The 20,302-nt window shown below is 60.2% G+C and carries 15 protein-coding genes; 6 read left to right on the top strand and 9 right to left on the bottom strand.

Annotated features, from left to right (window positions below; translation table 11 throughout):
• Positions 1 to 19 precede the first annotated feature (19 nt).
• Both SAZ10_RS04300 and SAZ10_RS04295 read left to right on the top strand, forming a co-directional pair.
• Positions 20 to 943, top strand: coding sequence for a carbohydrate kinase (locus SAZ10_RS04300; protein WP_318607946.1), 924 nt, complete (start codon positions 20 to 22; stop codon positions 941 to 943).
• Positions 944 to 1,223: 280 nt separating this feature from the next.
• Positions 1,224 to 2,366, top strand: a complete 1,143-nt coding sequence (locus tag SAZ10_RS04295; protein ID WP_318607945.1) for a DegT/DnrJ/EryC1/StrS aminotransferase family protein — start codon at positions 1,224 to 1,226, stop codon at positions 2,364 to 2,366.
• A 6-nt stretch (positions 2,367 to 2,372) separates the two neighbouring features.
• Here the strand turns inward: SAZ10_RS04295 and cysQ are convergent, their stop codons facing one another.
• From cysQ to cysD, 3 genes are read right to left on the bottom strand one after another with little or no spacing between them, the layout of a single operon-like run.
• Entirely contained in the window at positions 2,373 to 3,203 is an 831-nt protein-coding gene (cysQ, locus tag SAZ10_RS04290; RefSeq protein ID WP_318607944.1) for a 3'(2'),5'-bisphosphate nucleotidase CysQ, read from the bottom strand.
• The gene (gene cysN / locus SAZ10_RS04285) at positions 3,166 to 5,115 is read right to left on the bottom strand and encodes a sulfate adenylyltransferase subunit CysN (protein ID WP_318607943.1); all 1,950 of its coding nucleotides are present in this window, start codon (positions 5,113 to 5,115) and stop codon (positions 3,166 to 3,168) included. Before cysN ends, cysQ begins: the two co-directional genes overlap by 38 nt.
• 2 nt (positions 5,116 to 5,117) lie before the next feature.
• On the bottom strand, positions 5,118 to 6,023 hold the full coding sequence (gene cysD, locus SAZ10_RS04280) for a sulfate adenylyltransferase subunit CysD (RefSeq protein ID WP_318607942.1): 906 nt from the start codon (positions 6,021 to 6,023) through the stop codon (positions 5,118 to 5,120).
• A gap of 308 nt (positions 6,024 to 6,331) precedes the next feature.
• Here cysD and SAZ10_RS04275 point away from each other — a divergent pair, with 308 nt between their 5' ends.
• Both SAZ10_RS04275 and SAZ10_RS04270 read left to right on the top strand, forming a co-directional pair.
• Positions 6,332 to 7,384 (top strand): NAD-dependent epimerase/dehydratase family protein, encoded by a 1,053-nt coding sequence (locus tag SAZ10_RS04275; RefSeq protein WP_318607941.1) that lies wholly within the window; start codon positions 6,332 to 6,334, stop codon positions 7,382 to 7,384.
• A 157-nt stretch (positions 7,385 to 7,541) separates the two neighbouring features.
• Positions 7,542 to 8,102: a sugar transferase gene (locus SAZ10_RS04270; RefSeq protein WP_318607939.1), complete on the top strand. Its 561-nt coding sequence runs from the start codon at positions 7,542 to 7,544 to the stop codon at positions 8,100 to 8,102.
• Between the two features lie 11 nt (positions 8,103 to 8,113).
• Here SAZ10_RS04270 and wecB read toward each other — a convergent pair whose 3' ends face one another.
• The 4 genes from wecB to SAZ10_RS04250 all read right to left on the bottom strand — a co-directional run bounded on the left by wecB (position 8,114) and on the right by SAZ10_RS04250 (position 12,902).
• Positions 8,114 to 9,241: a non-hydrolyzing UDP-N-acetylglucosamine 2-epimerase gene (gene wecB, locus SAZ10_RS04265; RefSeq protein ID WP_318607937.1), complete on the bottom strand. Its 1,128-nt coding sequence runs from the start codon at positions 9,239 to 9,241 to the stop codon at positions 8,114 to 8,116.
• A 61-nt stretch (positions 9,242 to 9,302) separates the two neighbouring features.
• The gene (locus SAZ10_RS04260; RefSeq protein ID WP_318607936.1) at positions 9,303 to 10,580 is read right to left on the bottom strand and encodes a glycosyltransferase family 4 protein; all 1,278 of its coding nucleotides are present in this window, start codon (positions 10,578 to 10,580) and stop codon (positions 9,303 to 9,305) included.
• Positions 10,567 to 11,577 (bottom strand): NAD-dependent epimerase, encoded by a 1,011-nt coding sequence (locus tag SAZ10_RS04255; protein WP_318607935.1) that lies wholly within the window; start codon positions 11,575 to 11,577, stop codon positions 10,567 to 10,569. Before SAZ10_RS04255 ends, SAZ10_RS04260 begins: the two co-directional genes overlap by 14 nt.
• A 41-nt stretch (positions 11,578 to 11,618) precedes the next feature.
• Positions 11,619 to 12,902, bottom strand: a complete 1,284-nt coding sequence (locus tag SAZ10_RS04250; protein WP_318607934.1) for a nucleotide sugar dehydrogenase — start codon at positions 12,900 to 12,902, stop codon at positions 11,619 to 11,621.
• 352 nt (positions 12,903 to 13,254) lie between these two features.
• Between SAZ10_RS04250 and SAZ10_RS04245 the strand changes: the two genes are divergently transcribed.
• Both SAZ10_RS04245 and murJ read left to right on the top strand, forming a co-directional pair.
• Positions 13,255 to 14,142, top strand: coding sequence for a class I SAM-dependent methyltransferase (locus tag SAZ10_RS04245; RefSeq protein ID WP_318607933.1), 888 nt, complete (start codon positions 13,255 to 13,257; stop codon positions 14,140 to 14,142).
• Positions 14,143 to 14,199: 57 nt separating this feature from the next.
• Positions 14,200 to 15,735, top strand: a complete 1,536-nt coding sequence (gene murJ, locus SAZ10_RS04240; RefSeq protein WP_318607932.1) for a murein biosynthesis integral membrane protein MurJ — start codon at positions 14,200 to 14,202, stop codon at positions 15,733 to 15,735.
• Positions 15,736 to 15,751: 16 nt separating this feature from the next.
• Here murJ and asnB read toward each other — a convergent pair whose 3' ends face one another.
• A complete protein-coding gene (gene asnB, locus SAZ10_RS04235; RefSeq protein ID WP_318607931.1) occupies positions 15,752 to 17,722 on the bottom strand; it encodes an asparagine synthase (glutamine-hydrolyzing) in 1,971 nt (656 codons plus the stop codon).
• Between the two features lie 111 nt (positions 17,723 to 17,833).
• Positions 17,834 to 20,152 (bottom strand): glycosyltransferase, encoded by a 2,319-nt coding sequence (locus SAZ10_RS04230; RefSeq protein WP_318607930.1) that lies wholly within the window; start codon positions 20,150 to 20,152, stop codon positions 17,834 to 17,836.
• Between the last annotated feature and the right edge of the window lie 150 nt (positions 20,153 to 20,302).

Below are 20,302 nucleotides of genomic sequence, written 5' to 3'. Positions count from 1 at the left end.
CATGAGGGGCTCGTAGAGAATGATTGTCTGCTGCGGCGAGGCGCTGATCGACATGCTTCCGCGCGAGAGCACGGCGGGTGAGCCTGCCTTCGCGCCCTATGCCGGCGGGGCATTGTTCAACTCGGCAATCGCGCTCGGCCGGCTCGGCGCGCCGGTCGAATTCTTCTCCGGCCTCTCCTCCGACCTGTTCGGCCAGCAGATCCGCGAGACACTCGCCTCCAGCAAGGTCGGCTCGCGTTACGCCGACATTTCCGCGCGGCCGACGACGCTCGCCTTCGTGCGGCTTACCGACGGTCACGCCACCTACACTTTCTATGACGAGAACACTGCCGGCCGCATGCTGAGCGAGGCCGATCTGCCGAGCTTCGACGCCGACATCGACGCCATGCTGTTCGGCGCGATCAGCCTGATCCCCGAGCCTTGCGGCTCCGCTTATGAAGCGCTGATGAAGCGCGAGCACGAGTACCGCGTGGTGATGCTCGATCCGAACATCCGCCCCGGCTTCATCCAGGACAAGGACAAGCACCTTGCCCGCATGGAGCGCATGATCCAGCTCGCCGATATCGTCAAGCTCTCGGAGGATGACCTCACCTGGTTCGGCGAGACCGGCTCGCCTGCCGAGACGGCCGCGAAATGGCTGGGCCTCGGTCCGAAACTCGTCATCGTGACCGGCGGCAGTAAGGGCGCGACCGGCTACACGAAGGACCACAAGATCTCGGTCGCGTCCGGGCAGGTGACGGTGGTGGACACGGTAGGCGCCGGTGACACGTTCAATGCCGGGGTGCTCGCATCGCTTCACGACCAGCACCTGCTCTCCAAGGAAGCAATCGGCAAGCTGTCCGAAACGCAGATCCATCGGGCGCTGACGCTCGGCGCAAAGGCTGCAGCAATCACCGTCTCAAGAGCCGGCGCAAACCCGCCCTGGCGGCGCGAAATCGACTGATCTACTGCCGGCTGATTTTCAGGTCGGGATCAGGCTCTGAGGCCCATTTCACGATCAAAATATATTTCGCAGTGCAGCACGAGGAGCCAGCAGAATCGGCGCTCCCGCGGCAAAAAGCTTGGCCGCCCTCACCTTGCAGCAATCGGCACAGGCGCCTCCGGTAACATCGGCCGCCTGAGGTCCCCTGGCCCTGCAGGCCTCGGCTGCTTCCGCCGTTCCGGCAACTCTGATATCAGCCTTGCCCATAAGATAGTGAAATTCTTCTGCTTTTGGGGGCCTGATGCAGTTCATCGATCTCGGCGCACAGCGCGAGCGGATTGGCGCCAAGCTTAATGCCGCGATCAGCCGCGTCGTCGAGGGCGGTAAGTATATCCTCGGTCCGGAAGTCACGGAATTCGAGCGGCAGCTTGCCGCCTATGTCGGCGTCAAGCATGTCGTCGCCTGCGCCAACGGCACAGACGCGCTGCTGATCCCTCTCTACGCTTCCGGCATCGGCCCGGGTGATGCGGTGTTCGTGCCGAGCTTCACCTTCGCCGCGACCGCCGAAGTGGTTGCGCTTGCCAAAGCGGAGCCAGTTTTCGTCGACATCGACCCCGACACCTACAATATCGACATCGCCAGCCTCGAAGCGGCAATCGATATGGTGAAACGCGAAGGCCGGCTGACCCCCAAGGCGATCATCCCAGTCGACCTGTTCGGGCTCGCGGCGGATTACGATGCAATCGATGAGATCGCCGCGCGCGAGGGCCTGCTGGTGATCGAAGACGCCGCGCAGTCGATCGGCGGATCGCTTGCCGGCAACAAATGCGGCAGCTTCGGCAAGGTCGCCGGCACCAGCTTCTATCCGGCCAAGCCGCTCGGCTGCTATGGCGACGGCGGCGCGATGTTCACCAATGACGACGAGTTCGCCGAAAAGCTTCGTTCCTTCGCCTTCCATGGCAAGGGCGAGACGCAGTACGACAACATCCATGTCGGCGTGAATTCGCGCCTCGACACGCTGCAAGCAGCGATCCTGATCGAGAAGCTGTCGATACTCGAGGACGAAATGGCCGCCCGCCAGAGGATCGCCCGGCGCTATGCGGAAGGCCTCGGCAATGTCGTCAGGGTCGCATCCGTGCCAGAGGGCAGCCGCTCGGCCTGGGCGCAATTTTCGATCGAGACGCCCGAGCGCGAAGCGCTCAAGGCGCATCTCCAGTCACTCGGCATTCCGACCGCCATCTACTACGCCAAGCCGCTGCACCTGCAGGTCGCCTATCGCGATTTCCCGCGCACGCCGACTGGCCTCTCCGTCTCGGAATCGGTTGCCGAGCGCATCCTGTCGCTGCCGATGCATCCCTATCTCAGTGAAGCCGACCAGGACCGTGTCATAGAGGCCATCCGCGAATTCGTGATCAGCCGTGCAACGCCGATTGCGGCGGAGTAGACCGCCTCAACAGCCCTCGACCTGCCCTTTCGCGATGAAGTCGGGATTGGCGAAATCGGCGCCCCCCGGCCGGCCGCGCTTGCCGTAGATGAGCGGCTTACCGTCGAGCGTCGTCGTCAGTCCGCCTGCCGCCCTGAGCACCGCATCGCCCGCCGCCGTGTCCCACTCCATGGTGCGGCCGAAGCGCGGGTAAAGGTCCGCCTGGGCCGCAGCTATCATGCAGAACTTCAGTGACGAGCCGACCGAGACGATCTCGGCTGCGGCGAAGTTGCGGATGTAGAGGTCGGTCTCACTGGTCCTGTGCGAGCGGCTCGCGACAATAGTCAGTGGCGTGACCCCGGCGCGCACCCGGATCCTGCGCCGGCCCTCGACCACATAACCGTGTCCGACCTGAATAGCCTCAGCGTGGTCGGCGAAGCCCGAATGCATTTCGCCGCGCGCCGGGGCGTAGACCACGCCGACCACGGGTGCGCCGTCGCGGATCAGCGCGATATTGACGGTGAAATCCGGCCGATGGCCGACGAACTCGCGCGTGCCGTCGAGCGGATCGATGAGCATGAACTCACGGCCGAGCGCAGGCGGCACGATGCCGGCCGCGATCTCCTCCTCGGCTACGCAGGGCATGCCCGGAAACTCGCGGCGCAGCTGCTCGAGGATCAGCCGCTCGCTCGCGCGGTCAGCGGCCGTGACCGGCGACAGGTCGGCCTTCTCGTCGACCACGATCTCGGACGCATAGACGTCCATGATGAGCTTGCCGGCCTCGAGCGCCAGCTGTTCGAAGAAGGCGGCGATCTCAGCGTCAGATGCCTGCGCCGCTGTCGTATTCCTGATCGGCATTGTCGCGCTCACGAAGTAAGTTTTCGAGAGCGTCTACCATCTCCTCGGGAGATTTGCCGAGCGTCTCCAGGTGAATTTCCGGATTTTCCGGCGCCTCATAGGGCGAATCGAGGCCGGTGAAGTTCTTGATCTCGCCGCTCAAGGCCCGGGCGTATAGGCCCTTGGGGTCGCGCTTGGCGCATTCGTCGAAGGGCGTGTCGACGAACACCTCGACGAACTCCCCCGCCCCCATGATCGATCGCGCGAATTGGCGCTCCGCGCGGAAGGGCGAGATGAAGGAGACGAGCACGATCAGACCGGCATCCGCCATCAGCCGCGCAACCTCGGCGACGCGCCTGATGTTCTCGACGCGGTCCTTCTCGCTGAAGCCGAGATCACGGTTGAGGCCATGGCGGACATTGTCGCCGTCGAGGATATAAGTGTGCTTGCCCTCGGCGTGCAGCTTCTTTTCGAGCAGGTTGGCAATCGTCGACTTGCCGGACCCCGATAGTCCGGTGAACCACAGCACCGCCGGCTTCTGACCCTTGAGGCCGGCGCGCGCTGCCCGGTCCACCTCGATCGACTGCCAGTGAATGTTGGCAGCCTGCAGCGGACGGAGGAACATGCCGGCGCCGACAGTCGCATTGGTGATGCGGTCGATCACGATGAAAGAGCCGGTCGAGCGGTTTTGCGAGAAGGGATCGAAAGCGATCGGCGACTGCGCCGTGATGTGGCAGACGCCAACCTCGTTCATTGCGAGCTGCTTCGCCGGCTCAGCGGCAAAGCTGTTGACGTCGATGCGATGCTTGAGCTCGGTGACCGTGGCGCTCGTCTGATCCGTCTCGGTGCGCAAGATGTAGGCGCGACCTGGGAGCATCGGAGTTTCGTCGAACCAGACGACATTCGCCGCGAATTGGTCGGCGACGCTCGGCCGCGCCATGGGCGAGACCAGCATGTTGCCGCGCGAGACCTCGACCTCGTCTTCGAGAACGATGGTCACCGCCTGCCCCTCGACCGCACGCGGCAAGTCGCCGTCTTGCGCGACGATGCGCTTCACGTGCGACGACTTGCCGGATTTTGCGACCACGACCTCGTCGCCCGCCGCGATCGAGCCTGAGGCGATCGTGCCGGCAAAGCCGCGGAAGTCGAGGTTCGGGCGGTTGACGTACTGCACCGGGAAACGGAACGGCGCCTCCTGGCTCTCCTCGTCGACGACGATCGTCTCGAGATGCTCGAGCAGCGTCGGGCCGGAATACCAGGGCATCCGCTCGGAGCCCTGGGTGACATTGTCGCCGAAGCGCGCCGACATCGGGATCGGCGTGACCGAGGCGAAGCCAAGGTCGGCCGCGAAACCTGCATAAGCGGCGCGAATGCGGTCGAACACGGCCTCGTCGAAGCCGACGAGGTCGATCTTGTTGATGGCGAGCACGACGTGGCGGATGCCGAGCAGCGAGGCGATGATCGAGTGCCGCCGGGTCTGGACCAGCATGCCCTGGCGCGCATCGACCAGCACCACCGCGAGATCCGCGGTGGAGGCTCCGGTCGCCATGTTGCGTGTGTACTGCTCATGGCCAGGCGTATCGGCGACGATGAACTTGCGCTTCGGCGTGGCAAAGAAGCGGTAGGCGACGTCGATCGTGATGCCCTGCTCCCGCTCGGCTTCGAGCCCATCGACCAGCAGCGCGAAATCGATATCGTCGCCATTGGTGCCATGCTTCTTCGAATCGCGCTCGAGCGCGGCAAGCTGGTCGTCGAATATCAGCTTGGTGTCGTAAAGCAGCCGCCCGATCAGCGTCGACTTGCCGTCATCCACCGAGCCGCAGGTGAGGAAGCGCAACAGCGACTTTTTCTCCTGCGCGGCGAGGTAGTCGCGAATGTCGTTCGTGCCCGTGATTTCAGCCGCCCCGACTTGCGGAATGGTCACATGCTGCATGGTCAGAAGTACCCTTCACGTTTCTTCTTTTCCATGGAGCCGGCCTCATCCTTGTCGATCAGCCGGCCCTGCCGCTCGGACGTGCGGGCAGTGAGCATCTCGCCCACGATATCCTCGAGGCTCGCTGCACTGGATTCGATGGCACCGGTCAGCGGGTAGCAGCCGAGCGTGCGGAACCGCACCACGCGCTCTTCGATGGTCTCGCCTTGCCTGAGCTTCAGCCGGTCGTCGTCGACCAGGATCAGCATGCCGTCGCGCTCGACGACAGGCCGCCGTCCGGCGAAATAGAGCGGCACGATCGGGATGTCCTCCTGGAGGATGTATTGCCAGATATCGAGCTCGGTCCAGTTCGAGAGCGGGAAGACACGGATCGATTCGCCGGGCGAAACACGCGTGTTGTAGATCTTCCACATCTCCGGCCGCTGATGCTTGGGATCCCAGGCGTGCTGGGCGTTGCGGAAGGAGAAGATCCGCTCCTTGGCCCTTGACTTCTCCTCGTCGCGCCGGGCGCCGCCGAAGGCTGCGTCGAAACCGTATTTATCGAGCGCCTGGCGCAATGCCACGGTCTTCATGATGTGTGTGTAGGTGTTGGAGCCGTGGTCGAACGGGTTGATGTTCTGGCTCTTCCCCTCCTGGTTGGTGTGGACGAGCAGGTCGATGCCGAGCTTCGCCGCCATCTGGTCGCGGAAGGCGATCATCTCCCGGAATTTCCAGGTGGTGTCCACATGCAGGAACGGGAAAGGCGGCTTCGCCGGAAAGAACGCCTTCATGGCAAGGTGCAGGAGCACCGAAGAATCCTTGCCCACCGAATAGAGCATGACGGGGTTCGCGAAGTTTGCCGCGACTTCGCGAAAGATATGGATGGCCTCGGCCTCCAGACGCTGGAGGTGGGTGAGATGAATGGTCATTGGCAGGCGCTTCGGGTGATATTCGTCAAGTGATCTCTTCGGCCGCACGCGGTCAAAGAGACTTTGTGCAAAGAGGCGGCTGCATGGAGACTTTGAGAAACGTGTTTAGCAGCCGGCCCATCAGCCGGCAAAGCGTGGCGTATCGCGCTTAACCCTCATGCAAAAGGATTTTGCCAATTAGCTCAGGCGGAATAGAATTTTCTCCCTCCACCCCAATAGCATAGCTTCCGGGCGCGCAGAACGCCTTTCCCGTCGTGCCAACCCGCCACCGGCGCAAGGGCTTGACGGGTCTCTCAAGGGGAAGTTGCATGTCGGGGGACGAGCCCCTCGCCCGCCATTCGCCATACTCTCGTGTCCACTCCGGCAAGGCAAGAATGTCACCGAAGTCGATCCTGATCACCGGCGCTACTGGATTTGTCGGCCGCCATCTCGTCGAGCGGTTGCTCCAGAGCGACGCCGGGCTCGTCCTTGCCGTCCGCGATGTCGATCGCTGCCCGCCGGACTGGCGCAGCCACAAGCGCATCCGCTTCATCGCCATGAAAGGAGCCTCGTGGCGCCAGGAACTGCGTCCGGCGGCGGGCCAGCGGATCGGCACGATCGTCCATCTCGCCGGCCTCGCGCATGTCCGGGAAGGCGAGCAGAGCGTTGCCCAAGCGCTGGAGCAATCGAATGTGGGATTCACGCACGAGCTCGTGACTGCAGCACTCGATGCCGGCATCCAGAGCTTCGTGCATATGAGCAGCATCGCGGCGGTGGCGCCGAACTCCACCCCGCTCGTGATATCGGATGGTGCGGAGGGACTGCCGGACACATTCTACGGCAAGACAAAGCGGGCGGCCGAGGCCGAAGTGCGCAGGATCGCCGAAGCCGGCGGCTTTGCGATCTCGCTGAGACCGCCGCTTGTCGTGGGGGCGGATGCAAGGGGAAACTGGGCCCTCCTGCAGAAGCTCGCCGCGACCGGCTTGCCGCTGCCGTTCGCCTCGGTCCACAACCGGCGAAGCTTCATCGGCATACGCTCACTGGCGGAGATCATCGCATCGCTCAGCCGGGCCACACCGCGAGCCGGCCTCTCCGGCGCCTATTGCGTCGCCCATCCCGACCGGCTCTCACTGCGAGAGGTCGTGCGACTGCTGAGGAGCGGGATGGAGAAGCCTGCACGGCTCTTCCCCTTCCCACCCGTTTTGCTCAGGCTGACAGGCAGCGCCGCGGGCCGCGGGCGCCTGTTCGCGGAACTTACCGGTGATCTTCGGATCGACGCCACGCGGTTCTTCGAGACGTTTCCGAGATGCAACCCGGGGCTGATCCGGGAGGAGATCGAGGAGGCCGGTTACGAGTTCATCGCGCGGCGGGGTAGGTCCTAGTGGTTGGCGGGAGTGCTTGATGCAACGGGCTGAATCAGCGTCCGTCTTCAGCTGGGCGAATGACCGGCCGAAGCTTTTCACCTGCGAGCCTGGCTGGATTGTTTCCCGTGGCACAATCCCGCATAAGCGATACGTCCAATGGCAATACTGGTATTAGATGAAGCGCGTCTTCGACATCGTCCTTGCACTGATCGGCCTGGTTGCGGCCTCGCCGGTCATTCTCGTCTGCATGGCAGCCATACGCGCAACATCGCCCGGTCCCGCCATTTTCCGACAGAAGCGCGTTGGCCTGCACGAGAAGGAGTTCACCTGCCTCAAGCTGCGCACAATGTACCGCGACACGCGCGACGCGCCGAGCCACGAGACAGGCGCGTCGGCCGTGACGCCCGTAGGCAGATACTTCCGACGGTTGAAATTAGATGAACTGCCACAACTCTGGAATGTGCTCATTGGCGAGATGAGCTTCGTCGGGCCTCGACCTTGCCTGCCGTCGCAAACAGAGCTGATCATCAGCCGCAGGGCGCTGGGGCTTTATAAAATCCGGCCGGGTATCACGGGCGTCTCGCAAGTGGCCGGAATCGACATGTCGGAGCCGGAACGACTGGCGGCCCATGATGCGACCTATCTGCAGGATATGTCGCTTGCTGCGGATTTCCGGTTGATTGCCGCTACGGTCCTGGGATCAGGACGCGGGGATCGTGTGAATTCGGCTGGGTGAAGAACGCTCATTCACCGGCGCCGACCAGCTTTATCCCCGCATACAAGAGCTGATAACTCCGCTATGATGCGTTCGGCAGCACGGCCATCCCATTTTTCTGGAATTCTGCCGTGCTTCCAGCGCCCTTGAAATAGCCGATCGAGCGTTGGTTGCAATTGATCGGGATCGGTGCCGATAAGCTCGTTCGTCCCGATCGATACCGTTTCCGGTCTCTCGGTTGTGGAGCGTAGCGTGATGCACGGTACTCCCATAACCGTCGTCTCTTCCGTCACGCCGCCTGAATCGGTAATGACCGCCTTTGCATATTTGACCAGGTAGTTAAATTCCAAGTAGGGTTGAGGCTCGACCAACTGGATCGAGCCTGGGAGGTCACCTAGCCTACTGATCGTCTTCGCCGTTCGGGGATGTACGGGGAAGATGGCAGTCATGCCTCGTGTCGCCCTGCCAATGGCATCGAGCAGGCGCCTGAATGCGCCGAGGTCGTCCACATTGCTTGGCCTGTGCAGAGTAAGTACGAAATACTCTCCGCGCTCAAGGCCAAGCCGATGCCAGAAATCCGGCGGCCGCAATCTGCCTTCATTGGATAGCAGGGTGTCGATCATCGTATTTCCAACGAAGAATATGCGCCCGTCGTCAACGCCCGAGCGCCGCAGATTTTCGTTCGCGACCTCGCTGGTAGTGAAGAACCAGTTGGTGATCGAGTCCGTCACCATCCGATTGATCTCCTCCGGCATGCCCCAGTCACCAGAACGGATACCTGCCTCGACGTGAGCGACCGGGACCCCAAGTTTCTGAGCCGTAATTGCGCAGGCCATCGTAGAGGTAACATCGCCCACAACGAGGCATACATCGCTACGCGCTGACATTAGTAACTTTTCGTAGCCAACCATGATCGCAGCCGTCTGTTCGGCCTGCGTGCCCGAACCCACCCCCAAATTGGCGTGAGGCTCCGGTATGCCGAGTTGCTTGAAGAACTCTCCAGACATGAGTGGGTCATAGTGCTGACCGGTGTGAACAAGGCGATACCGGAGGCGGGTCTGATCCTCGGGCAGTGTTTCAATCGCACGAATGATCGGAGCGATTTTCATGAAGTTGGGCCGTGCGCCCGCGATCACATCAACAAGCTTGGAGCTATTCATGGAGGTAATCTCATAATGCGCAAGGTGCTTCGGCCGAAGGTTCAGCCCGTATGGAGCGCTACTATCGTGGGGGAAGAACGTTGCGATCGTGTGAATTCGGCCGGTTGAAGGACGCGCCAGGAGCGAGCGCTACATCATGAGCAGCCAGGAGCTCATCATAAATTTCCAAGGTCTCGCTGACTATTCGATCCAATGAGAAGCTGGATTTGACTAGGTCGAAGGCCGCCGAACCGTAACGGCTGCGCAACTCCGGATGCTTTATGGCCTCGTGAAGGGCATCGGCCAGTGCCGACGCATTGCGTGGAGGCACGAGCCAGCCTGTCGACCCGTGCTTGACGATCTCGCGACAGCCGGGAATGTCCGTAGCCACGATCGCACAGCGGCTTGCGGCCGCCTCCAGGAGCGACTTGGGAAATCCTTCGTGGTAGGTTGGAAGACAAACTATCTGCGCCTGCGAAAGGACCGCGGGCATGTCGTCTTGCCAACCCCAATATTCGACCGCCCCTTCCCTCACCCAGGCATCCACCTCTTCCTGGGTCACGCTTGCCGGATTTGCAGGATCGGGCTGGCCAACCAGCGCGAAGCGAGCCTTTGTGCCCCTTTTCCGCAGCAGGCTGGCGGCGGCGACGAATTCGCCGACACCTTTTTCGCGCAGCAGGCGCGCCGGCAGAATCACAAGAGGCGGCTCCGCTGCAAAATTCGCGGCGCCATAGGAATCCGGATCGACACCGGCGCCACGGATCAATCGCACAGTGTCGGCGTCCGCGAGCTGGCCCGAAACGACTCGCTGCAAGTCATCGCCATTCTGGACGATAAGTCGCGCATTCGACCCACGTAGGGCAAACCGCAGGGCCGGTTTCGCAATGAGGCGGAGGATTTTCGCCTTGGCTCCCTCTGAAGAGAAAACGTAGCCAAACCCACCCAGCGCGTTGACCACCCCCGAAATTCTCGCGGCACGCGCGGCAATCGAGCCATAGATCACGGGCTTGAGAGCTACGTGATGAACGATGTCCGGCCGTTCGCGTCGATAGAGTTTGATGAGGCTTGCTAAGGTCCGAATCTCTTCAACCGGGCCAGTTCCGCTCCGGTTGAAATCTATGGGGCAGAGCTTGAGACCCTTCTCTCTGATCAACTCGCTAAAGCGCCCTGCACGAGTTGCAACGGTCACGTCATACCCGGCGCGACTGGCAGCGACAGCGAGTTGGAGCCGGTGCGAAACGAAATACCAGTCTTCGGTGACTACGAACAGCAGCTTGGGTGCTCTACCCGCTCCAGCGGCTTGGCCGACAGCTCTGGTTTTCAGGCCGTCCCGGCAACCGAGCCGCTCAGGCGACGTCATAGAATCCCTTGTACCAGTCGACGAAACGAGCAATGCCTTCCTCGATCGGGGTACGTGGCTGGAAGCCCGTATCGGCAACCAGTGCGTCGACATCGGCATAGGTACGCGGCACATCTCCTGGCTGGAGCGGCAGCATATTCATCTTTGCTTTCTTGCCGACCGCCTTTTCGATGCACTCGATGAAATACATCAGCTCCACAGGCTGGTTATTCCCGATATTGTAGAGGCGGTAGGGCGCTGCCGACGTGCCCGGATCCGGAGCATCGCTGCTCCAATCGGGGTTGGGCTCCGCAACGCGATCGAGTGTCCGAACGACCCCTTCGACAATGTCATCGATATAGGTGAAATCGCGCGCGTGTTCACCAAAATTGAAAACGTCGATCGGCTCGCCTGCAATGATCTTCCTGGTGAAGAGGAAGAGCGACATATCCGGCCGCCCCCAGGGGCCGTAGACGGTAAAGAAGCGCAGACCGGTCACCGGCAATCGGAATAGATGGGCGTAGGAGTGTGCAATCAGTTCATTGGACTTCTTGCTGGCGGCATAGAGGCTCAGCGGGTGATCGACATTATCATGCACGCTGAACGGCAATCTTGTGTTCGCACCATATACCGAACTGGATGAGGCATAGACCAGATGCTCGACGCCGTTGTGGCGGCACCCTTCCAGTATGTTCAGGAACCCGACGAGGTTGGATTCAACATAGCTATGCGGATTCTCCAGCGCGTAACGAACCCCCGCCTGGGCAGCCAGATTGACGACTCGCTGCGGGCGGTGTTCCGCAAAGACTTTCTCGATAGCGGCGCGATCCGCCAGGTCGCATTTGACAAATTGAAATCTTGCGCTGGGTGTCAAGCGTGACAGCCGAGCCAATTTCAAATTGACGTCGTAGTAATCGTTGAGGTTGTCTATCCCAACAACTTCGTCGCCACGGTCGAGTAGCACCCTTGCCGTATGTGATCCAATGAAGCCCGCTGCGCCCGTGACAAGAATTTTCATCCTTCGGTCCCGAATTTTATCTAAAACACAGCAAAGGGCGCTCAGACGCGCGCATCACTCGCCCCAACAGGCAGAACCTGCTTAAGATCGTAGAGCACCCCGCCCGCTGTGAGCGATCCGCGCATGCTTTCCGCGCTGAGCTGCCGGAATTGGTCGTGTCGCACAGCCAGCACCAGGCAATCGAACAACCCGTCCGGCATGTGCGTTGCAACTTCGATGCCGTACTCTTCAAAGACTTCTTCCGGATCGACGTAAGGATCATAGACGACGACTTCGTGAACCAGGCTTTTCAGCTCGCCTATGAGATCGGCAACTTTTGTATTGCGAATGTCGGGGCAATTCTCCTTGAAGGTCATGCCCATGACCAGCACCCGGGATCGACCGATTTCGATCTTGTGCTTCAGCATGGTCTTGACCACGTCCAGAGCCACCCACTCGGCCATACCGTCATTGATGCGCCGACCGGCCAGGATCATTTCAGGATGGAAGCCGATCGATTGCGCCTTGTGAGTAAGGTAATAGGGGTCCACGCCGATGCAATGTCCACCAACGAGGCCGGGCGAATACTGGTGGAAATTCCATTTCGTCCCAGCAGCACCGAGTACCTCGCGCGTCTCGAGCCCCAAACGCTTGAAGAGCTGGGCAAGCTCGTTGACCAAGGCGATGTTTACGTCGCGCTGGATGTTTTCGATGACCTTGGATGCTTCGGCGATGCGGATCGAGCTTACTTTGTGGGTGCCTGCGCTTACCACTCGCGCATATACCTGGTCGACAAGGTCGGCGGCCTCCGGGGTTGACCCCGAGGTCACTTTGACGATGTCTGGCAGGCGGTGCTTATGGTCGCCTGGATTGATGCGCTCGGGCGAATACCCCGCGAAGAAATCGCGGTTGAAAACGAGGCCGGACTCACGCGCAACAATGGGCACACATGTGTCTTCGGTCACGCCCGGATAGACAGTCGATTCGTATACGACGACGCTCCCCTTGCTCAGGGCCCTACCGACGGTGGCCGAGGCTTTCTCAAGAGCACGCAAATCCGGCTGCAGCGCCGAGTCGATCGGTGTCGGCACGGTCACGATGAAAAAATTTGCCTCCCGCAATGCCTGGAAATCATTGGAGAAGCGTATGTGTGTGGCGGCAGAAAACTCCTCAGGAGTCACTTCGCGAGTGCGGTCGAGCCCGCGCCTGAGCTCAGCGATACGTGTCTCGTCTATGTCGAAGCCGATTACCGGAAAATGCCGAGCCATGTGCACGGCAAGCGGTAGCCCCACGTAGCCAAGGCCGATGATTGCGATCCTCACTTCGCTGATGCTTATCAACGCCATTCGATCCCCTGGGCTGTAAGGTCGAGGCTGGGGACACCCACCCCCCCTTTGCCAGGGTTCTGTAGAGTTACAGCCAGGACTTGGCAAGCGACTTGCGGGACGGCTTGCTCCGCTCTAACCTGGGCCCTCGCGATGCGACCCCGGCCACTCGGGACGCGGCCTGGGTCTCTCTCCGAAGCTTCCGTGTGGCGCTATGCCACGGCACAGCAGGCGCCCGCCGATATGCGGTCCCGCGGTGCCCGTGAGCCCCACCAGCAAAACGAGTTTATGTCGGTTCACGTTGACCGCATATGCCCGACGACTTAAGCACTGCCGGAAGCCAACGACGCTGACTTGGTGGGAGCGCAACACAATGTCACAACACGACTCGGCCGAAACATCACAACGCTACGAATTCGGCGCGAACTGGAAAAATTTTATCGACAAGCACTATTCCAAGGAGCGGCTCGACCAGGCACAAATGGCCCTTCTCAAATTTCTGGACATGCAGGATTTGAGTGGCCTCACTTTTCTCGACATTGGCTGTGGGAGCGGCTTACACTCCTTGGCTGCACTTCAAGCAAACGCCCGGCGCATCCATTCCTTCGATTTCGACAAGAACTCTGTAGAGACAACCCTGAAATTGCAGGGCTTAGCGAAATCTCCGTCCCACTGGACTGTCGAGTGGGGGGATGTTCTGGACAGCGGCTACATGGGCAATCTTGGGCTTTGGGACATCGTCTATTCCTGGGGCGTTCTGCACCATACCGGCTCCATGTGGCAGGCCATCGACAATGCGGCCCAGAGAGTGGCCAATAATGGGTTGTTCTTTATTGCGCTTTATTCATCAAACGTCGCCACACCTTCACCGGAGTTCTGGCTCGATGTGAAGCGGCGCTACAACGCGGCCGATGCCAAATCCAGGCGCAGGATGGAATATTGGTATCTGTGGCGCTTCGGTTTACGTCGGAATCCGCTGCGGTTACCGCTGCTTCTTAAGCAAATCTACGACAAGAAAAAACAGCGTGGCATGAGCTATATGACTGATGTGAAGGACTGGCTCGGGGGCTGGCCGATGGAGTATGCCGATGACCAGCAGGTCGTGGATCGCCTTGAGGAAAAGCATCGGTTTAAACTTGCCAAAATCTCGACCGGCGAAGCATGTACGGAATTCTTGTTTCGGAATGTCGCGATAGAAGGCAGGAAGACCAAAATCAGCGAGTTTGTGGCGAGACAAAGATCTACTGTGTCACAGGAGTGATGAAGTGAGCGCGCGCCAGTTGCGCCCTCCTTCCTGTTGAGCAGACCGGATATGACGATGCTCAGATCTGTGCGCACCGTGACGCTGCTCGGGGTCGCGGTTCAGTTCGCTGCGTTTGCGCGAACCGCAATTATCGCAGCTTCCCTCGGCGCTTCGCTGGATGTCGACGCCTACAATATCGGTCTGATCGCGCCGACGTTTGTTTCGACCGTGATCGGCAGCTGGGTCCAGGTCAGCTTTGTCGGGCGCTACACCTCGCTGGTGACACTTGGCGATGAGCGGCTCGCCGCGGCCTATCGCACACGGATGCTGGCGATTGTGCTCACCCTGGCGGCGATCTTCGCGAGTCTATGCTTCCTGCTTCCTCAGACCATCCTGGCATTGTTCATGCCCGGCATCGCGCCCGGTCTCCTGGCCACGTCCGTAGATGCCCTCCAGGTCGCCGGCTGGACCATGCTGCCCATCATCCTGGCCGATTTCATCGGATTGATCCTGAACTGCCACGGCCGTTTCCTGGCAGCCGCCATGGCGCCGCTTTTCAATGCCCTAGTGTCGGTCGCAGCCCTTCTGCTGTGGCCGACATCTGGCCTGTCATCTCTCGTGTGGACGCTTCTCTTGGGGAGCGTCGCACAACTTCTCGTCGTCAGTGCAGCGCTTCTTCAGCTCAAGCTGCGCTATCCCATCGACACCCGCGCAGCAAAGGGCGAGGTGCGGAGAACCCTCGTCTTGGCGCTGCCGCTGCTGCCTGCGGTTATGCTCTCCAATGCGATGGCTCCGATGATCCAGTTTCGGGCTGCCGAACTGGGCGAGGGCGCGGTCGCCGTATTCGGCTACGCCATGCGCTTGCACTGGGCCCTCATGCAGGTCCTGGTGATGGGCCTGGGGACCGTTCTCTTGCCTCATTTTGCTGCGCTCGTATCCCGGAACGAAAAGGACGAAATCGTTTCGTTGTTGCGCCGGCTAGCCCGCGTCGGGATGCTTGTCACGCTCTGTCTGAGCGCGGTCATCATCCTGATGGGCAACGCAATCGTAGACACGCTCCTGGGTCGCGGCGCATTCGACAGCGCCTTGGGAATTCAGGTCGCCCAAATCTGGGCCGTGCTGAGCCTATCGCTTTTCCCTTTCGCCTTCGGCACCTTCATAGCAAAGCTCGGCCAAGCCATGCGGCAGGTCTCGATTATCCTCGCTACGAGTGTTGCGTCGTTCCTGGCAACTCTGATCATGACCAAGGTCGGAGGCTTTGCTCACGACCTAGTTGTCATCTGCATTGCTCCGACCGCTGCAGTCACCGCAGCGACCTGTATCTGGCTTATCTGGTTGAATAGGAAATTTTATGCCCGACCCGTGCTGGCCGACATCGCGGCCGCCGCGCTTCGGTCCATTGTCGTCTTGGTTATCCCTGTCTTCCTGGACATCGGGCTCCGCCCCTTGCTCGGCGACTTGCCCGGCATGATCGCTCTCGGACTGCGCGGCATTGCCTTTGTCGCCGTCGTCGGTGCGTTGTTGTGGGGGCTAGGCTGGCAAAGGTGGTTCCTTGCAGCGCAGTTCGCCCGGTCGGAGAGGCTCCCCGCGACCGCTTCAGCGGCCGAATAGAATGAAACACGTCCTGTCATGCGGCCATGGCGGGCCAGCACTCTCGCTGCTTGTCTCGCCAGGCCTGGAACATCAGGACATCCCAAAGAAGGTACTGGTTGTCCCGCCGTCCGGATAGGTGTTCCGACCAGGCATGACGGATTGGTTCCGGCCTGAGGATTCCATCCGCTTGCAGCCGCCTCTCACTCAGCAAATCCTCGGCCCAGTCACGGAGCGCACCGCGCAGCCAGTCGCCGATGGGAACGCCGAACCCCATCTTCGGTCGTTCGATCAGTGCCTTCGGGACATATTTGTAGAGAATTTGCCTGAGCGGCCATTTCGTCGTGCCTTCTGCCCGAAGCACGGAAAGCGGCAGGGAGAACGCGAACTCGACCAGTCGATGGTCGAGCAGCGGGACCCGGGTCTCCAGGCTCACAGCCATCGCCGCTCGATCCACCTTTACCAGGATATCGTCAGGCAAATAGCTCTTGAGGTCGAGATACATCATCCTCTCTACGTTGCCCTGCAAGCTTGGCAGCCCTTCAAGGCCCGTCAGCATCGTTGCCGGCTCTTCACTTCCCACAACGATCTGGCTCGGGTCTGCCCAGTGCGAGCAGAGCCGCCGATAGACGTCATTGGGGGTCCGTAACGAAAGAAGCTCCGCACCCTTGTGGACCTTGTCGCCGAAACGATTGAACCGGAACTGCTCCGGCATCAGCGGCATCAATGGCCCGACCAGCCGGTCATAGAAAGCTGGAGCGGGAAGAGTCGCCAATCCTGCAATGGCCGACCGCAAGGGCCCGGGAATTCGGGACAGCCTGTTCCAGAACGCGTCAGTTACGGAGTAGCGCGTATAGCCTGAAAACAGCTCATCGCCGGCATCTCCCGAGAGCGAAACCGTGACGCGCTGTCGCGCCAATCTGGAGACAAGGTAGGTAGGTATCTGGGAGGAATCCGCAAACGGCTCACAATAGATTTCGGGCAAGTTCGGGATGACGTCCATGGTCTCCTTTTCGGAGACGTAGAGTTCCGTGTGATCTGTTCCCAAATGTTGTGCGACTTGCTTGGCGTGATCCGCTTCATTATAGCTTGTCTGCTGGAAACCGATCGTGAAGGTACGCACCGGCTGCGAACTCATCGACTGCATGAGTGCCACGACAGTGGATGAATCGACGCCGCCCGAAAGGAATGCGCCCAGAGGCACATCGGCCATCATTTGCCCGTTCAACGACTGCCGCAGCAAAGCTTCGAGCTCAGTGACAGCCTCCTGGGGACTCCCCTCAAAAGGCCGATCCCGGCCTTGCTCCGCCGCCTCGCGCGCACTCCAATAGGGTTCGACCTGAGGCTCGGATGCCGGGCTCGAGAGGGTGAGGAGACATCCGGGAAGAAGCTTCTGGACGCCTTTGTAGATACTGTAAGGAGCGGGTACATAGTTGTGGCGCATCAACAGAGCAAGCGCGCCACGGTCGATCTCAGGCTTCCAGGACGGAAGCGCGCGGAACGCCTTCAGCTCGGAGGCGAATGCAAAGCGCCTTCCGATTCGCCCGTAGTAGAGGGGCTTTTCCCCCACCCGGTCCCGAGCCAGAAACAGCCGACGCTCTTTGCGATCCCATAATGCCAGCGCAAACATGCCGACCGAGGCCTGCAGAGCAGCCTTCACGCCCCAGCGCTCGATCGCGGCAAGCAGAACCTCGGTATCGGAATGGCCGCGCCACTCGATATTCGTCTCGCTGTCCAGCCGCTGACGCAGCTCGCGAAAATTGTACATTTCGCCATTGAAGACGATGACGTATCGTCCGCTATGCGAAATCATGGGTTGATGACCCGCTGGCGAAAGGTCGATGATGGCAAGCCGTCGCTGCGCTAATCCAATACCGGCTTCCGGATCGGTCCATTCTCCTCCATCATCAGGCCCCCGGTGCATGATGAAGTCGGTCATGCGCCGCACGGTCTCGCGGTCGATACCGGAGGAAGCGTTCGTTTCCAGAATTCCAGCTATGCCGCACATCTAATTTTCTCTTGAGAGACCAAACCAGGCCGAAACGGAGCTGCTCGAACGCCAGGACTTGTCACCATAGCCGATCTGTCGGTCCGGAACAAAGGGCTCGGGATTTGCCATTCAGACGATCGAGCTCGTGTCTACCTGGTAGATGTGCTCGTAGGCATCGACCATCGCTTCGACTGAATAGCGTTCGCGAACGCGCCGGGACCTCTCCTCCCTTTGCGGAGCTGCTTCGTGCAGACCATCGATCACTTTGAGCATGCCTCTCGCCAGGTCATCCGGATCCTCGGGGCGAACGAGCTCGCAACCTGGCATCCGGTCAAGCGCCTCTGGATTACCTCCGATTTTGGTGGCAACGACCGGCAACCCGGCAGCCAGCTTCTCGAGCAATGCGTTCGAAAAGCCCTCCTCATGGGAGGCCATGACGCCGACATCCATAGCGGCAAGGAGAGCAGGCACATCATCCCTCGAGCCCATGAATGTCACTCGTTGCTCCATGCCCAGGCGCCGCACCTCATCCCCGAGCATCTGACCGAGCCCACGATCCTCCCCTATCAGGAACAGCTTGAGCCCCACGCGTTTACTCGCGATCGCTGCAAATGCGCGAATTAGCTCGCTATGCCCCTTATAGGGAATAAGGTTTGCTACCTTTACGATTGCAATGTCGGTTGGCTCTATCCCGAGCTGGCGACGCACTTCCTCTCTGGAAGAGAGGGATTCTGCAAATCGGCTAAAATCAAGCCCGTTGGGGATGACAACGAGGGGCAGCTTTTTGTTTCCGTCACGCTTAACCGTGTCTTCTGCCACCGCATGCGAGTTTGCCGTTATGATATGCGACAGGGCGTTGGCGGTTCGGTCGAGCCATTTCATCCGTGGACGGCGGTCTTGATGCCGGCCAAGTCCGCGTTTTGAAGTAACAATTCGGGGAACGGAGGCAACCCTGCCGGCGATAGCGCACATGAAGTTTGTAAGCGGCAGAAAACCATGAGCGACGTTCGGCCTGATCGCCAAGATATGCCGGATCAGCCGGATTTCGCAGCGCGCGAGAGACAGCAGCTTTGGGATCTTTCGCACGGATCGGTGGCGATAGCCCCCGTCAATAACTTTTATCCCGGCGCTTTCAAGGCGATCAACCAGCGCTCCCGTGCGTTCAAGGGTGTAAACTGAAACCGCCCACCCACGCATGACAAGCTGCTCGGCCAATATTGCAAGCTGGGTTTCAGCACCGCCGACGGCCAATATACCGATCACAAACAGGATTTTTTTGGATCGCGCCGCTTTCACACGTTTTCTCTTCAACAAATATCTTCGAAGTTTTTCAGGTTTTCTTAGAGCTTTGGCTTCGATCATGCGCAGCCAAAGCCCATAAATGCGGTCCTGGGAATAGCGATCGTTGACCTTGGCCGCCTCGGTTCCGAGTCGACGGCGAAGGTCGGAATCGGCCGCCAGCTGCTGAAGAGCCTGGGCAAGCGCGTCTACGTCCTCAGCCGGAACGAGCCAGCCACTTTGACCATGGGCAACCAGATCCCGTGGGCCGCTTGGGCAGTCGAAGCTTATGCAGGCGCGCCCTATCTGCATGGCTTCCAGCAGCGCATTCGGAAACCCTTCGTATCGTGAAGACAGGACAGAGATGTCAGCGCGCTGAAGCCAATCGCCGACATTCGATACCCGACCAGGCACGCTGAAAGCGTCGCCCACACCGAGAGCGGCTGCTTGCTGAAGGAGTTTGGCTCTCTCCGGCCCTTCGCCAAGCACCACGACCCGCCATCCGGCTCGAGCGAGGCTCGATCTGGAGAACGCGTCGAGCAGCAGATCGTGCCCCTTTTGGTAAGTCAGTCGTCCAACGGCAAGGATGGTTCCTCCACGTTTCTCCGTTTTGTCCAATTCGCTGGCAGACGTCCGGATGAACTCACCCGATCTGATAGCATTTGGAAGTACACATATCTTGTGGACAGGTAGCCATTTTAGAAACCAGCTTCGCGCTGATTCTGTCTGCACGACAACTGCGGACGCCAGGGGATATGTGAGGCGACGCGCAACACGCCAGGCGCGAGAAACCTCATTGTAGCGGGGATCCACTCGTTCCGCAGCGATGACGGGGATGCCGGATCCTAAGAGTGAGGCAATGACGCGGACATTTGTTTGATCGATGAAACTCAGGACGATATCCGGCCGAAGCCCAACAATTCTTCGCCGCATTGTCCTCAGGTGCTTCAACGAGAACCACACCGTATCTATGATGGAATGAGACGGGCGGCGGATCTCGAGGCGTTCACGTCGTATACTAGGCGGAACAGGGTAAGCGTCTGGATCTTCGCCGCTTAATGTTAAAATCGTGACAACATGCCCCAGCTTGCACAGATACTGGGATAATTCGATGACAACGCGCTCGGCTCCGCCGCCGCCAAGCGAAGAGACCACCGTCACGATGTGCATCGGTCTTGTACCCTCACAGAGCGGAGGCTTCATGTTGGATTGATGCATGCGCCGCGGCTGGTACTGAATTCATGGAGCACATTCAACCCCGGCTTGCCGTAGATTTCGACGCGCATCGTGCTATTAGGATCTCGCCGCTCCACAGAGGCG

It is taken from the genome of Mesorhizobium sp. BAC0120, assembly GCF_033542235.1.
Lineage (GTDB): Bacteria > Pseudomonadota > Alphaproteobacteria > Rhizobiales > Rhizobiaceae > JAWRCU01.
This window is presented reverse-complemented; position numbering and strand designations above follow the sequence as displayed.